Raw genomic sequence first — 13,238 nt, forward strand, 5'->3', positions numbered from 1 at the left:
ATTGTTCAAACGGTTGAGGTGAACCGAACGCAGCCGGCGTTGATCTCGGCGGCTGTCAAACGACCCGAAGCGAAAGCTCCTGTGTCAAGAGACACCACCCGGCTCTTTACCCGGGGGAGGTCTACAATGGTGTGGCCATGCACCACCCATTGGCCATCGCTGCGTGCGAGCCTGGGAAACATGGGATGCCCCCAGAGGCAAATCTGTGGTTCCTGGACCTCAACCGGCTGTCGGGGGTCCAGGGCCGCATGAACAAATGTGACGTTGCCGCTGGTCCAGGTCAGGGGCCGATCGGCAAGCCAGTTGAGCAGGCTTTCTCCCATCTTCAGGCGAAGGTCATCCGCCAATTTTTGAACCTGCTGGTTTTCATTGGTATTGTCAGGCGGTTTTAGCCCGAAAGACGCCAGCGTTTGCACGCCCCCGTTTTGAAACCAGAGCCGGGCATTGCATTCCGGCACATCCAGAAATCGCAATAGCATCTCTTCGTGGTTTCCAAGAAGACATTGAACACGACCTTCTGACGTCTCGCTCAGGTGACGCAGATGGTGCAACACCTGTGCGCTGTACGGCCCCCGATCGATGTAGTCGCCGACAAAAACCAGCGAGCACTGATCGTCCAGCCTGGGCAACAACGCCTGCAGCAAGTCCAGACGACCATGAATATCGCCCACGGCCGTCACTTTCGCAGCCGGAGCGATGTCGCAAGGCACTGTATCCGTTGTCTGCCCCGGTGCGCGGTCGAACCGCCGTCTGATCCAGTTCGTAATCATGCACGTTGATCCCTACCCTTCTCGTCAATTGGCGGCAATGAACAACTGATTGAATCGGCAAAGAGTTGACCAATGACGTCGGGATGTCCGATATGGCTTTCGAAGTGGTCAAAAGTATTTGCCCCGATACCAGGAACAAAGTCTTTTGATCAGCAATAGTCATTCAGGGCGTATTGAGGGTTCTATGAAACGGGTTTTGATTACGGGCTCTGCGGGGTTCATCGGGTTCCATCTGGCGAAACTGTTGTTGGAGGAAGGGTACCGCGTGCATGGCTACGACGGGATGACGGATTATTATGACGTGGTCCTGAAGCAGCGTCGCAATCAAATTCTGCTTCAGACACCCGGCTTTACGGCAACCGAGGATCGGTTGGAAAACTATGATCGGCTGTTGCAGGTCGCCGAAGAATTTCAGCCGGATGTCATTGTTCATCTGGCGGCTCAAGCCGGTGTTAGACACAGTTTGGAACACCCCCGCAGCTATATTGAATCAAACGTCGTTGGAACTTTCAACGTGATGGAAATTGCGCGTCAGCATAAGGTGGAACATCTTTTGATGGCATCGACCTCATCGATATACGGTGCCAACGAAGAGATGCCGTTCACCGAGACGGAAAAAGCCGACACCCAACTGACCATCTATTCCGCGACAAAGAAGGCGAATGAGGCGATGGGGCATTCCTACGCGCATCTGTGGGACTTACCTACGACAATGTTCCGGTTCTTCACTGTGTACGGCACTTGGGGGCGGCCCGATCTGGCGTATTTCAAATTTGTTGCCGCCATCCTGGATGGCCACCCGATCGATATCTACAATCACGGTGACATGTATCGGGACTTCACGCATGTCGAAGACCTTGTGCGCGGGATCAGATTGCTGATCGACGTGCCTCCGGTGCGGCCAGCCAGTCGTGATGACATCGTGGACGGTGACAGCCTGTCACCCGTCGCGCCCTACCGCGTCGTAAACATCGGCAACGGAGACAAAGTGCGTCTGATGGATTTCATCGAAGCCATCGAGCAGGCCGTGGGAAAGAAAGCCGTGAAGAATTTCATGCCGATGCAGTTGGGTGATGTTTACGCCACTTGGGCTGACAACAGACTGCTACAACGACTGACGAACTATCGTCCACAGACAGAGCTGAGTGACGGTATCGCTCAATTCGTCGCGTGGTATCGGGACTATTACGGAAAATAGCGCGGGCCAGCCGCCAATTGAAAAAACCGGCGTGTTCAACGCCGGTTTTTCTTTGTTTCTTACCCACCAAAATCGTCGAGCATGATGTCTTCACGGTCCACGCCCAGATCCAGCAGCATGTTGATGACCGATTGGTTCATGATTGGCGGACCACACATGTAGTATTCGCAATCCTCGGGCGCTGGGTGGTTCTTGAGGTACTCTTCAAACAGAACGTTATGGATGAAGCCAGTATAGCCTTTCCAGTCATCCTCGGGCTGTGCGTCCGACAAGGCGACGTGCCAATCGAAATTGTCGAACTCTTCGGCCAATTGGTCGAAATCTTCAACAAAGAACATCTCTTTCTTCGACCGCGCACCGTACCAGAAGCTGATCTTGCGATCACGGTTTTCCAAACGCTTAAGCTGGTCAAAGATGTGGCTGCGCATCGGCGCCATGCCCGCGCCACCGCCGATAAACACCATCTCTTTTTGGGTTTCGCGGGCGAAGAACTCACCAAACGGACCCGAGATTGTCACCTTGTCACCCGGTTTCAAGTTGAAGATGTAAGACGACATCTGACCCGCCGGAATACCCTCTGAGCCCGGAGGGGGCGAGGCGACGCGGACGTTCAGCATGATCATGCCTTTTTCATCTGGATAGTTGGCCATCGAATAGGCGCGTTCGATCGGCTCATTAACGACCGAGTCGTACTGCCACAGATTGAAGCGATCCCAATCCTCACGATATTCCTCTTCCACGTCGAAATCGGTGTATTTCAACTGGTGCGCCGGAGCTTCGATCTGGATGTAGCCACCAGCGCGGAAGTTCACATCCTCACCTTCCGGAAGGTCCAGGGTCAGCGCTTTGATAAAGGTCGCTACGTTCTCGTTCGAACGAACGGTACATTCCCATTTCTTAACGCCGAAAACTTCTTCCGGAACTTCGATGTCCATGTCCTGCTTGACGGCAACCTGACAAGACAGGCGATCACCACACGACGCTTCGCGTTTCGTGATATGGCTCTCCTCGGTTGGCAGGATCGACCCGCCCCCCGAATGCACCCGCACTCGACATTGCGCACAGGTGCCGCCGCCACCGCAGGCCGAAGGAACAAAGAGCTTCTCGGCAGCCAGTGTCTGTAGCAGTTTGCCACCTGCTGGAACGGAAATGGTCTTTTCGCCGTTGATCGTGATGTTGACGTTGCCAGTCGAAACCAGCTTGGATCGGGCGGCCATGATGATGGCCACCAATGCCAGAACGATTAAGGTGAAAAGAGCTACGCCTAGGGTAAAGGTTTCCATCAACGCCCCCTTACAGTTTCACGCCTGAGAAGGACATGAAGGCCATAGCCATCAGACCTGCGGTAATGAAGGTAATACCAAGACCTTGCAGGCCATCGGGGATGTCCGAATATTTCAGCTTTTCCCGAACTCCGGCCATTGCCGTAATTGCCAGCGCCCAGCCAAAACCGGAAGACAAGCCATAAGTCGCCGCCTCGGCAAAGTTGTAGTCACGCTCCACCATGAACAGAGACCCGCCAAGGATGGCGCAGTTTACTGTGATCAGCGGCAGGAAGATCCCCAGCGCATTGTAAAGCGGTGGGAAGTACTTATCCAAAACCATCTCAAGTATCTGCACCATCGCCGCAATCACACCGATATAGGAGATCAGGCCAAGGAAGGTCAGGTCCACATCCGGGAACCCTGCCCAGGCCAGCGCGCCCGGCTTGAGCAGATAGTTCAGCAACAGGTTGTTGGCAGGTACGGTGATGGCCTGAACAACCATGACCGAAATACCCAGACCCAGCGCCGTTGATATTTTCTTGGACACGGCGATGAAAGTGCACATGCCAAGGAAAAAGCTGAGCGCAAGGTTTTCGACAAAGATGGCCTTTACGGCCAGTGAGATCAGACCTTCCATCAGTGGGCCTCTACCTGCTGAATTTTGTATTCACGCTCTTCCACCTGGCTCGGCTTCCAGGTGCGGAAGGCCCAGATGATCAGACCGATGATGAAGAACGCCGAAGGCGGCAACAGCAGCATGCCGTTGGGCACGTACCAGCCGCCGTTGTTGACGGTTTCCAGAATCGTGATTCCGAACAGCGACCCTGCCCCAAACAGCTCGCGAATGAAGCCGACCAGCAGCAGGATCAGGCCATAGCCCATTCCGTTGCCCATCCCGTCTATGAAGGACGCAACCGGGGGATTCTTCATCGCAAACGCCTCGGCGCGGCCCATCACGATACAGTTGGTGATGATCAGCCCGACAAAAACCGACAGTGTTTTCGAAATCTCGAAGGCGTAAGCCTTGAGGACCTGATCCACCAGAATAACCAGCGAAGCAATGATGACCATCTGCACGATGATCCGGATCGAGCCCGGGATCTGGTTTCGCAAGCATGAGATGAAGAAGGACGAGAAAGATGTCACAAATGTCACCGCGAGCGCCATCACGAACGACACTTGCAGCGATGATGTCACCGCCAGTGCCGAACAGATACCAAGCACCTGCAAGGTAATCGGGTTGTTGTCGACAAGCGGGTCGACCAGCATCTCTTTTTTGGTCTGGGACATCAAATCTCTCCTGCTTGCAGTTTGGCCAGGAAGGGACCATAGCCCGCATCGCCCATCCAGAATTTCACAAGGTTATCGACACCGACCGACGTCAGCGTGGCTCCCGCCAGCGCATCGACATAGAAATCTGGTCCGGCTGAGGGCTGCGATTTGGCAACGGTGATTTGCAATTCACCTGCTTCGTCGCGCAGCTTTTTACCGTTCCACAATGCTTTCCAGCGTGGGTTGTCCACTTCGGCCCCAAGGCCCGGTGTTTCACCATGCTGATAGAATTGCAGGCCGTAGATATCGTTGCCGTTATTCTCAAGCGCGATAAAACCATAGAGCGTCGACCACAGACCATAGCCGTGCAGAGGCAGGATCACCTTGTCCAGTTCACCTGCGTCATCGCGCAGCAGATATATAACGCGGTACTTGGATTTGCGTCCGATACCGGCGGGGTCGTTGTCCAGCGCGACGCTCAGCTCTGGATCGCTGGCGGCGGCGATGTCGTCAAACGTGGTCGGATCAAACTGATCATCGACGAACGCACCGGTGGACAGTTCCAACACATGTGGTTCGAACGCGGCAAAAGCCTCTGTTACGTCGATGCCGGGCTCGAACACGCCCGCAACTTGCAGAACGTTCACCTGTTTGTCCTTCAGGCGGTTGGCCTCTTGCACCGGGCGCAGACTGACTGCGGCCGCGGACACTACCATCGAGGCGACCAGACAGACGGCAACGGCGATGAAGATCGTCTTGCCAACTGAATCCGGCGATGCCGCCAGAAACTTGGCCAATGCGCCCTTGGGTTCGTGGGATTGCGTATCAGACATGGCGACGCGCCCTCCGTTTGATGTTGGCTTGCACGACGAAATAGTCGATCAGCGGTGCGAAAACGTTCCCGAACAGGATTGCCAGCATCATGCCTTCGGGGAAAGCCGGATTGATCACACGTATCATCACGACCATCACACCGATCAGCGCGCCGTAGACATAGCGACCCACATTGGTGTGGCTGGCCGAAACCGGTTCCGTCACCATAAAGGCCAGGCCGAAAGCGTAACCTCCCAACACGATATGCCAGTACCATGGCATCGCAAACATCGGGTTCGTGTCCGATCCGATCAGGTTCAGCAGCAGGGTAAAGCCGATGGTGCCCGCCAGACAGCCCACAATCAGGCGGTAGTTGGCGATCTTGGTCATCAGAAGGAAAGCCAGACCGATCATGCAGGCCAGTGTCGATGTCTCGCCAAAACTGCCCTGGATTTGGCCGAAGAACGCGCTCGACCACGTGATGCCGTCAGCAGCCAGGGCCTGCACGCCGTCAGCAGCCGATACCGCCAGAGCCGTTGCGCCCGAAAACCCGTCAACCGGGGTCCAAACCGCATCGCCCGACATCTGCGCGGGGTAAGCAAAGTACAAAAAGGCCCGTCCAACCAATGCCGGGTTGAGGAAGTTCTTACCCGTTCCACCGAACACTTCCTTGCCGATCACAACACCGAAGATGATGCCCAATGCGACCTGCCAAAGGGGCGTGGTTGCAGGCATGATCAGCGTGTACAGCATTGATGTAACAAGGAAACCTTCGTTCACCTCATGCCCGCGAACGGTCGCGAAAATGACCTCGAAGATGCCGCCTGCCACCAGCGTGACGATATATATCGGCAAGAAGTACATCAGCCCGTGCATGACATTGGCAAAAATGCTGTCCGGGTTCAGCGAAATGCCAAATACCTGCAAAATCGCGATCCGCCAGCCGGTAGCCGAGTCCGACCCAAGCTCAGCAATGGCTGAATTGGCCTGATAACCGGTGTTCCACATCCCCCATAAGATACAGGGGATCGTCGCGATCACGACGTAGGTCATGATCCGCTTCATATCCACGTAAGACCGCGCATGAGGGGCAACGGTGGTCACAGTTTTCGGAGTGTAGATAAAGCTTTCCACCATCTCGTAGATGGGAAAAAGCTTCTCGTACTTGCCGCCCTTGGTAAAGTTCGGCTCGATCCGATCGAAGAAGCTGCGCAAACCCATTTGGATCAGCCCTCCTTTTCAATCTTGGCCAGGCAATCGCGTAGCGCCAGCCCGTATTCATATTTCGCAGGACAGGCGAAGCCCACAAGACCGAGATCTTCTTCATCCAGCTCCAGCGCGCCCAGAGACTGGGCCGTGTCCGTATCCATTACAAGCAGTGCCCGCAGCAATTGAGTGGGCAGATAGTCCTGCGGCATCAGTTCTTCGAAAACACCTGTCGGAACCATGGCGCGACGACCGCCGTTCAGGTTGGATGTGAACGCATACAGCTTCTTGGCGAATGCAGAACCCAATACAGGCTGGACCGAGTATTTCGACGGCATCGGACGAATCCAGCCCAATGGGATTTGATCGGGGTCTTCACGGATAATGCTGATCTGACGTGCAAACCGGCCCAGATAAGCTGTCGGGCCATCAGCGTGTCGGCCCGACAGGATCGAACCCGAAATGATCCGAGGTGTGCCGTCCAAATTGACTTCGTCGCGGGTCAGATCGTCAGTTGATGCGCCCATCACGGTACGGATCAAACGCGGTTGACGCGCACCGGGCCCCGTCAAAGCAATCACGATATTGGGATCCAGATGGCCGGTCAGCATCAAGCGGCCAATGGCGATGACGTCCTGATACCCGATGGTCCAGACCTGCTTGTCACCTGCAAGAGGTTCGAGGAAGTGAATATGCGTTCCAGCCAGCCCTGATGGATGCGGGCCTTCGAAAGATGCAGTTTCGACACCGGCGACATCTGTGCCGGGTATTGCGTCGCCTTCATTTTGGCAAAGATAGGTTTTACCCTCGGTCAGCGTGGTGACCGCGGCCAACCCGGCAGCAAATGCTTCCGGTGCCTCCGCAAGGATCAAGGCAACATCCGCAGCCAGCGGATCACTATCCATTGCGGTGACAAAAATTGCATCCGGTTTGACGCCGGGCTCCGGCATTTTTGAATAGGGCCGCGTACGGAACGACGTCCACAGACCGGCAGCGCACAGTTTGGCGGTCACGCCTTCAGCGCTATCAGCATCCCCTACGCCCGAGAAATCCATACCAGCGTCATTGACGTCGGACACTTCGATCACAACGCTTTGCAGCACCCGACGGGCACCACGGTTGATCGCGACGACCCTGCCACTGACCGGTGCGACCATCATCGCGTCAGGTGCATCCTTGTGACAAAACAGCGGCGCGCCACGCGCAACACTGTCGCCTTCCTGCACAAGCATCTTGGGTTTCAGGCCGATGTAGTCACCGCCCAAGACGCCTACGGTCGAGTATTCCGGGCCCGGGTGAATGGTCTGGTCAGGAGCGCCTGCCACTGGCAGATCCAGCCCTTTTTTCAGTTTGAAAGTTTGCATGTTGCTACGTTCTTCCAAGCCTCTTTTCTGCGCCAGCTCTGCCAACGCCCTTTCGGGGTCATGCAATAGCGCGGTTTTCTCGAACCTCCGTCGCAAAAGCGTCGAAAACGGTCCAAAATCCGCAGGCGTATTTCCGATCAAGGACCCTTTACGCGGGGAAGTTCACAAACGCAAACCTGTTACCGCCAAAAGTTAAGAATGAACCACACAATCCTGCAATTTACCGTTCAAACCTACCGAATCCGAAGCATACAATTGTATGTCGCGCCCACCCAAGTTCCAGTGTAAGCAACCGGAATGGAAAAAGACACAGATTTGGAAATCTTTCTGGTTGCCACCCCAGGCCTTGAAGCACCTCTCGGTGACGAGGCGCAATCGAACGGATTCGCAGGGGTCAGAACCGTACCAGGTGGCGTGTCATGCCGGGGGTCGTGGCCCGAGGTCTGGCGTGCCAACCTGATGCTGCGAGGCGCCAACAAGGTTCTGGTGCGACTCGGCAGTTTCCCCGCTGTGCATCTTGCCCAATTGGACAAACGTGCACGCAAATTCCCTTGGGGTGATGTCTTGCGTCCTGACGTGCCGATCAAGGTGGAGGCCACCAGCCGCAAATCCAGAATTTATCATGCGGGTGCAGCGCGTCAGAGGATCGAGCGGGCAATATCCGAAACATTGGGCGCTCCGATTTCATCCGACGCAGGGCTTCGGGTCTTGCTCCGAATCGAGAAAGACATTTGCACGATTTCCGTCGACAGTTCTGGCGAGCTATTGCACAAGCGCGGCCACAAGGAAGCCATTGCCAAGGCTCCGATGCGAGAAACAATGGCCGCAATGTTCCTGAGAGAGTGCGGCTACTCGGGCGACGAACCCGTACTGGACCCGATGTGCGGGTCAGGCACATTCGTGATCGAGGCCGCCGAGATCGCTCTGGGTCTGCGTCCTGGCCGCTCCCGTAGTTTTGCATTCGAAGAATTGGCGGGTTTTGATCCTGATCAGTGGCAAAAGATGCGAAGGGAAACGAATACGGCAGAATGTGCCCTTACCTTCTACGGCTCGGATCGCAACACCGGCGCAATTGATGCTGCGACCGCCAATGCTGAAAGGGCACAAGTCGGTGCTTGGACACGGTTTCGACAGCATTCCGTCAGCGACATCAAACCACCCGAGGGTCCTGCGGGGCTGGTCATTGTCAACCCGCCATATGGAGCGCGAATTGGTGACGAAAAACGCTTGCGTTCAGTCTATGGTGCCATGGGAAAAACCCTGATGAACCGGTTCAGGGGTTGGCGCGTAGGCGTAATCACCAGCGCCCCCGGGCTTGCTCGGGCCACACGCCTGCCATTGCTGGCACCAGGACCGGTAGTGGACCATGGAGGAACCAAAATTCGCTTGTACAAAACCGATCCCTTGTCGTGATTGCCAAATCGGGTTCCGCCCAAATTCTTTTCGATTTGAGACCGAGTGATCCGGGTGTCCCCATTACAAAAACCTCTTGCGCATCAGCAGCACCGCGTATAGATCACCCGCCACGGTCGGAGTGTAGCTCAGCCTGGTAGAGCACTGTCTTCGGGAGGCAGGGGTCGGAGGTTCGAATCCTCTCACTCCGACCAATAAAAAAAGGCGCCTGAGGGCGCCTTTGTTGTTTTTAAGACAGTGACCCGAGGTTCATTGAATCTGAGCATTAGTCGAACTCCAACGCATTGGCAGCTTTACGTAGATGCTCGGGGCTATAGCGTGCATAAACAGACGCGGTGATCCGAGAGTCTGAATGACCGAAAACTGAGCGATCTCATCCATCGGAGTGCCTGCCTCCGCCATATGAACCGCAGCTGTGTGCCGCAGCACATGTGGTGACACATCAGGCAGACCCGCCGCGACTGCTGCTGCCTTGAATCCCTTCTTACTCGACTTCACAGGTCCACCTGCCCATTCAACGACATAATCGGACAAAGCGGCTTCAATGTGACCATTACTAGAGCAGGTTTGGACCGTCCGGATACTGCGGCGCCAGAACGCATCCCCTTTATCATGCGTGGGGAAACCTAGGACTTCGATATTCTAGGGATCTGGCGAACGGGCTTGAGCGAGGCGCTGAGCCATTCCTCGCCCACTTGCGTGATCGGGCCCATTGTTCGCAACTCAAACCCATCAAGCAGATCCAGCTGTTGCTGGTCTCCATTTTTTTAAACCCGAATTGTCCCTTCGACTCACGCTCTGGCCAACCACAACAGAACCAATAACTATGGCTGCTCCTGTAGACTGAGTGAGGCTAAGCGTTTGTCCCAAGTATACCCAGCCGAGCACGACAGCTGTAACAGGACTCATCATGCCGAGCATCGAGACTGCACTGGGGTCCAGGCGCGCTATGCCACGAAACCAAAGAGCATAGGTTGCTGCAGCACCGATCAACCCAAGCCAAATAAGGCCAGCGGCATTTGTCGCGCTGAGCGCAGGGAGAGGCGGCTCAAGAAACAGTGCGACTGGCAGCAGTATCAAACCACCGGCTGTTAATTGCCACGCTGTGAAACTAAGCGCCGAGACCGGAGGTTGCCATTTCCGGCTGAGAACAGTGCCAGCAGCCATTGACGCGGCTCCTCCCAAACCCGCTGCTATACCGATCCAATCAAGTTGTGCTTCTGGTCCGATCAGCAGCAGGGAAACACCCATTGCGCCAGTCGCGGCGGCGCCAAGTGCACCAAGTCGGATTGGGGTTCCCAGCCATCCCCACGCCATCAAAATCACGATCATTGCTTGCAACGATCCCAGGGTGGCGGCAACACCACCAGGTAACCTATACGCAGCAACGAAAAGGAGCACCCAGAACAGAGCAAAGTTAAGACTGCCTAAGACGAAAGTTCGGCCGAGCCATTCCCGTGGTGGAACGCAGCGCGTCACTGCAAGCAACAACAAGCCAGCAGGCAGAGCTCGTAACGCAGCCAGGGTAATCGGATAGCCAGCCGGGAGCGCTTCGGTAGTTACCAGATAAGTGCTTCCCCATACCGCTGGGGCGAGTGAGGTGAGAAGAATATCGGTTGAGCGTGACATTGTATGTCTCCCGGCTGAGGCGTTTGAGAATTTGAGTGAGACGTCAGAGGCGCGCGGGTTACGCTGCTTCCGCTTGAAGGTTTGATCCAGCGAGGCACGCTGCAATCCTTGCAACATTAGCACCCTGGAACCGCGCTCCTGCCAGGTCAGTTTCGGTAGGCGAGCGGGAACCATCAGCACCAGCGATCGTTCCGGCACCATACGGTGCGCCGCCAATGATTTCTTCTGATGTAGTTTGGCCAGCAAATGTGTAGGGCATTCCGGCAATCAGCATCCCAAAGTGTTGAAGCGGGACTTGTGTTGTCAGAAGGGTTGCCTCGTGCCCGCCATGTTGCGAACCCGTAGACGCAAAGACCGCCCCGATTTTACCAACCAGAGCATTCCTGGCCCAAAGCCCCCCAGCCTGATCCAGGAACGACTTCATTTGACCGGCCATCATGCCAAATCGGGTCGGTGTTCCTAAAATTATTGCGTCATAGTTTTCCAGATCTGCCGGCAAGGCGACAATATTATCATCATCGACATAGCCGGCCTGCTGGCGGACTTCTTCAGGGACGGTTTCGGGCACACGCCGAACGTCAACTTCGGTGCCGGGAACACTTCTGGCGCCTTCAGCTTCGGCATCGGCCAATGTGCGGACGTGGCCATAGCTTGAATAGTAGAGAACGAGAATACGTGACATAGGATACCTCTCAGGGCTGTGACTTGTTCCCTGAGAGAATGGAATTTGTTGCGCCGCCAATTAAGTCGCGCTGTTTGACATCACTCTTTACCTGTATTGAACAATGTCACGATCTGAGAGCCAGGCGCAGATGATCAAGAAAGGCTGTGACCTTGGCGTCCATTCCCAAGCGAGATGCCGTAACGGCGAATACTTCCGGCGCGGGCAGTTCGTGGTCAGGAAGAACTCTCACCAAGGCTCCGCTGGCTTTAGGAGCGTCAGAAACAAATTCGGGCAGAGTTCCGATACCCTGCCCCGCTATCAATAGATCCCGCAAAACGAGGCTGTTGCCGACCCTCACACGCGGATCAAGTTCCAATGATGTGACGCCGTCGGCGGCAGAGAGCTTCCAACTCGTCAAATGATCAGCAAGCAAAAAGCCGATGATTGCGTGGGTTTTCAGATCCGCCGGCTGGGTCGGCGTCCCACATCGCTCCAAATAGTCAGGAGACGCAAATATTCTTTGCCGCATCACGCCGATCCGTCGGGCAACAAGTGCCGAATCCGGCATGGCAGCACGGATACGTATCGATAGATCGAACCCGCCCTCGACCATATTGATCACCTTGTCGTCCATCGAAAGAGTAAATCGCAGATCAGGATAGGTTTCCAGAAACTCCGGGAGCATCGGTGCGATAACGGTCTGGCCGAAGGAACTTGACGCATTCACCCGAAGATGCCCACGAACCGCTTTCGAACCTTCCCTGATGGTCTGTTCCGTTTTTTCGACCGCGTCGAGTATTCCAATTGCATCTTGGTAGTAGAGACTGCCGGTGTCAGTCAGTGACATGGATCGCGTCGTTCTGGTGAGAAGAACGGTTCCCAGGCTCTCTTCCAGAAGCTTGATTTCTCTGCTCAACAGCGCAGGAGAGACACCAAGATCTTCCGCGGCACGTGCAAAGCTGCCGCGTTCAACGATACGGCAAAAAGCTTGCATGACTGATAGTTTGTCCAACTCTAGGCCCCCGAGCAGTTTTTGAGCCGCCCAGTTGGGCGTAACGACTTACAAGTTATACGACTGCGTCACTGGTGCGAAGGGGTGGCGAGCGGGCGTTGATTTCCGGGCGATTGCCAGAAAACAATCGTCGCTCTATTTTCGTTGAGGCTAGGAGTAAGGCGCTATGGCAAAACCTAAGAATCCGCATACATCGGAAAATGTTCCAAGCACGTCAAACAATGAAAACTCAGATTGCCCCGTCAAATGCAGAGCCAAACTAGTGAGCGACGCTGCTAGTGAGCCAACTCGGCAAGAAAGACTTAGGGAGATTGCGGAAGATGCAGAAAGACGTCTCAAGGGTTCAATGAAGCTTCTCTCTTGAAGTCGTCATACGACCTTCCAAAGAAATTGCACACATACATTCGAAGTGCAGCCTTCATTACGCTACACCGCAAGTTACCGCCTTCCCAATGAGCACATAGAAGCAACGGAGCATACAGAAAGTCTGGTAAACACAAGCGCAGGTCTGGTGCTGGACTTGAGCACTCCTCCCTACGATCACCTCTTCTCTTTAGACTCGCGCTTTGTCTACAAGAGCTACCTGTTTGTATCTCTCATAGAGTGGTTCTCTATAGTGTGCTTGTCTCTGA

At 55.2% G+C, this 13,238-nt stretch carries 13 protein-coding genes and 1 tRNA gene; 3 read left to right on the top strand and 11 right to left on the bottom strand.

Annotated elements, in window-relative coordinates; genetic code table 11:
• Positions 1-5: 5 nt before the first annotated feature.
• Positions 6-770, bottom strand: a complete 765-nt coding sequence (locus tag AC2FEB_RS01320; protein WP_496883812.1) for a metallophosphoesterase family protein — start codon at positions 768-770, stop codon at positions 6-8.
• 184 nt (positions 771-954) lie between these two features.
• Between AC2FEB_RS01320 and AC2FEB_RS01325 the strand changes: the two genes are divergently transcribed.
• Positions 955-1,968, top strand: coding sequence for an SDR family NAD(P)-dependent oxidoreductase (locus tag AC2FEB_RS01325; protein ID WP_496670502.1), 1,014 nt, complete (start codon positions 955-957; stop codon positions 1,966-1,968).
• 59 nt (positions 1,969-2,027) lie between these two features.
• Here AC2FEB_RS01325 and nqrF read toward each other — a convergent pair whose 3' ends face one another.
• From nqrF to AC2FEB_RS01355, 6 genes are read right to left on the bottom strand one after another with little or no spacing between them, the layout of a single operon-like run.
• Positions 2,028-3,251 (bottom strand): NADH:ubiquinone reductase (Na(+)-transporting) subunit F, encoded by a 1,224-nt coding sequence (gene nqrF / locus AC2FEB_RS01330; RefSeq protein ID WP_117873116.1) that lies wholly within the window; start codon positions 3,249-3,251, stop codon positions 2,028-2,030.
• 10 nt (positions 3,252-3,261) lie between these two features.
• The gene (gene nqrE, locus AC2FEB_RS01335; protein WP_050603817.1) at positions 3,262-3,870 is read right to left on the bottom strand and encodes an NADH:ubiquinone reductase (Na(+)-transporting) subunit E; all 609 of its coding nucleotides are present in this window, start codon (positions 3,868-3,870) and stop codon (positions 3,262-3,264) included.
• A complete protein-coding gene (locus AC2FEB_RS01340; RefSeq protein WP_496670500.1) occupies positions 3,870-4,523 on the bottom strand; it encodes an NADH:ubiquinone reductase (Na(+)-transporting) subunit D in 654 nt (217 codons plus the stop codon). The genes nqrE and AC2FEB_RS01340 overlap by 1 nt, the downstream gene beginning before the upstream one ends.
• Complete coding sequence (locus AC2FEB_RS01345) at positions 4,523-5,338, bottom strand: Na(+)-translocating NADH-quinone reductase subunit C (protein WP_117873114.1); 816 nt, start codon at positions 5,336-5,338, stop codon at positions 4,523-4,525. Before AC2FEB_RS01345 ends, AC2FEB_RS01340 begins: the two co-directional genes overlap by 1 nt.
• Positions 5,331-6,539: an NADH:ubiquinone reductase (Na(+)-transporting) subunit B gene (locus AC2FEB_RS01350; protein WP_117873113.1), complete on the bottom strand. Its 1,209-nt coding sequence runs from the start codon at positions 6,537-6,539 to the stop codon at positions 5,331-5,333. The genes AC2FEB_RS01345 and AC2FEB_RS01350 overlap by 8 nt, the downstream gene beginning before the upstream one ends.
• Positions 6,540-6,544: 5 nt before the next feature.
• Positions 6,545-7,888, bottom strand: a complete 1,344-nt coding sequence (locus AC2FEB_RS01355; RefSeq protein ID WP_496670497.1) for a Na(+)-translocating NADH-quinone reductase subunit A — start codon at positions 7,886-7,888, stop codon at positions 6,545-6,547.
• Positions 7,889-8,185: 297 nt separating this feature from the next.
• Here AC2FEB_RS01355 and AC2FEB_RS01360 point away from each other — a divergent pair, with 297 nt between their 5' ends.
• Together AC2FEB_RS01360 and AC2FEB_RS01365 are read left to right on the top strand one after the other, a co-directional pair.
• Positions 8,186-9,301: a THUMP domain-containing class I SAM-dependent RNA methyltransferase gene (locus AC2FEB_RS01360; RefSeq protein WP_117873110.1), complete on the top strand. Its 1,116-nt coding sequence runs from the start codon at positions 8,186-8,188 to the stop codon at positions 9,299-9,301.
• Between the two features lie 117 nt (positions 9,302-9,418).
• Positions 9,419-9,495, top strand: a tRNA-Pro gene (locus AC2FEB_RS01365).
• Positions 9,496-9,550: 55 nt separating this feature from the next.
• Here the strand turns inward: AC2FEB_RS01365 and AC2FEB_RS01370 are convergent.
• The 4 genes from AC2FEB_RS01370 to AC2FEB_RS01385 all read right to left on the bottom strand — a co-directional run bounded on the left by AC2FEB_RS01370 (position 9,551) and on the right by AC2FEB_RS01385 (position 12,606).
• The gene (locus tag AC2FEB_RS01370; protein ID WP_496883813.1) at positions 9,551-9,799 is read right to left on the bottom strand and encodes a tyrosine-type recombinase/integrase; all 249 of its coding nucleotides are present in this window, start codon (positions 9,797-9,799) and stop codon (positions 9,551-9,553) included.
• Positions 9,800-10,033: 234 nt separating this feature from the next.
• Positions 10,034-10,930 (bottom strand): EamA family transporter, encoded by an 897-nt coding sequence (locus AC2FEB_RS01375; protein WP_496670494.1) that lies wholly within the window; start codon positions 10,928-10,930, stop codon positions 10,034-10,036.
• 58 nt (positions 10,931-10,988) lie between these two features.
• Positions 10,989-11,612, bottom strand: a complete 624-nt coding sequence (wrbA, locus tag AC2FEB_RS01380) for an NAD(P)H:quinone oxidoreductase (protein ID WP_496670492.1) — start codon at positions 11,610-11,612, stop codon at positions 10,989-10,991.
• Between the two features lie 106 nt (positions 11,613-11,718).
• Positions 11,719-12,606, bottom strand: a complete 888-nt coding sequence (locus AC2FEB_RS01385; RefSeq protein ID WP_496883814.1) for a LysR family transcriptional regulator — start codon at positions 12,604-12,606, stop codon at positions 11,719-11,721.
• Positions 12,607-13,238 lie beyond the last annotated feature (632 nt).

The sequence above is a fragment of the Ruegeria sp. YTSC106 genome (assembly GCF_059609765.1).

Excerpts from the sequence above, each read along its gene's own strand:
- AC2FEB_RS01320 (WP_496883812.1), bottom strand. The coding sequence starts at position 770 with ATGATTACGAACTGGATCAGACGGCGGTTCGACCGCGCACCGGGGCAG.
- AC2FEB_RS01325 (WP_496670502.1), top strand. The coding sequence starts at position 955 with ATGAAACGGGTTTTGATTACGGGCTCTGCGGGGTTCATCGGGTTCCAT.
- nqrF (WP_117873116.1), bottom strand. The coding sequence starts at position 3,251 with ATGGAAACCTTTACCCTAGGCGTAGCTCTTTTCACCTTAATCGTTCTG.
- nqrE (WP_050603817.1), bottom strand. The coding sequence starts at position 3,870 with ATGGAAGGTCTGATCTCACTGGCCGTAAAGGCCATCTTTGTCGAAAAC.
- AC2FEB_RS01340 (WP_496670500.1), bottom strand. The coding sequence starts at position 4,523 with ATGTCCCAGACCAAAAAAGAGATGCTGGTCGACCCGCTTGTCGACAAC.
- AC2FEB_RS01345 (WP_117873114.1), bottom strand. The coding sequence starts at position 5,338 with ATGTCTGATACGCAATCCCACGAACCCAAGGGCGCATTGGCCAAGTTT.
- AC2FEB_RS01350 (WP_117873113.1), bottom strand. The coding sequence starts at position 6,539 with ATGGGTTTGCGCAGCTTCTTCGATCGGATCGAGCCGAACTTTACCAAG.
- AC2FEB_RS01355 (WP_496670497.1), bottom strand. The coding sequence starts at position 7,888 with ATGCAAACTTTCAAACTGAAAAAAGGGCTGGATCTGCCAGTGGCAGGC.
- AC2FEB_RS01360 (WP_117873110.1), top strand. The coding sequence starts at position 8,186 with ATGGAAAAAGACACAGATTTGGAAATCTTTCTGGTTGCCACCCCAGGC.
- AC2FEB_RS01375 (WP_496670494.1), bottom strand. The coding sequence starts at position 10,930 with ATGTCACGCTCAACCGATATTCTTCTCACCTCACTCGCCCCAGCGGTA.
- wrbA (WP_496670492.1), bottom strand. The coding sequence starts at position 11,612 with ATGTCACGTATTCTCGTTCTCTACTATTCAAGCTATGGCCACGTCCGC.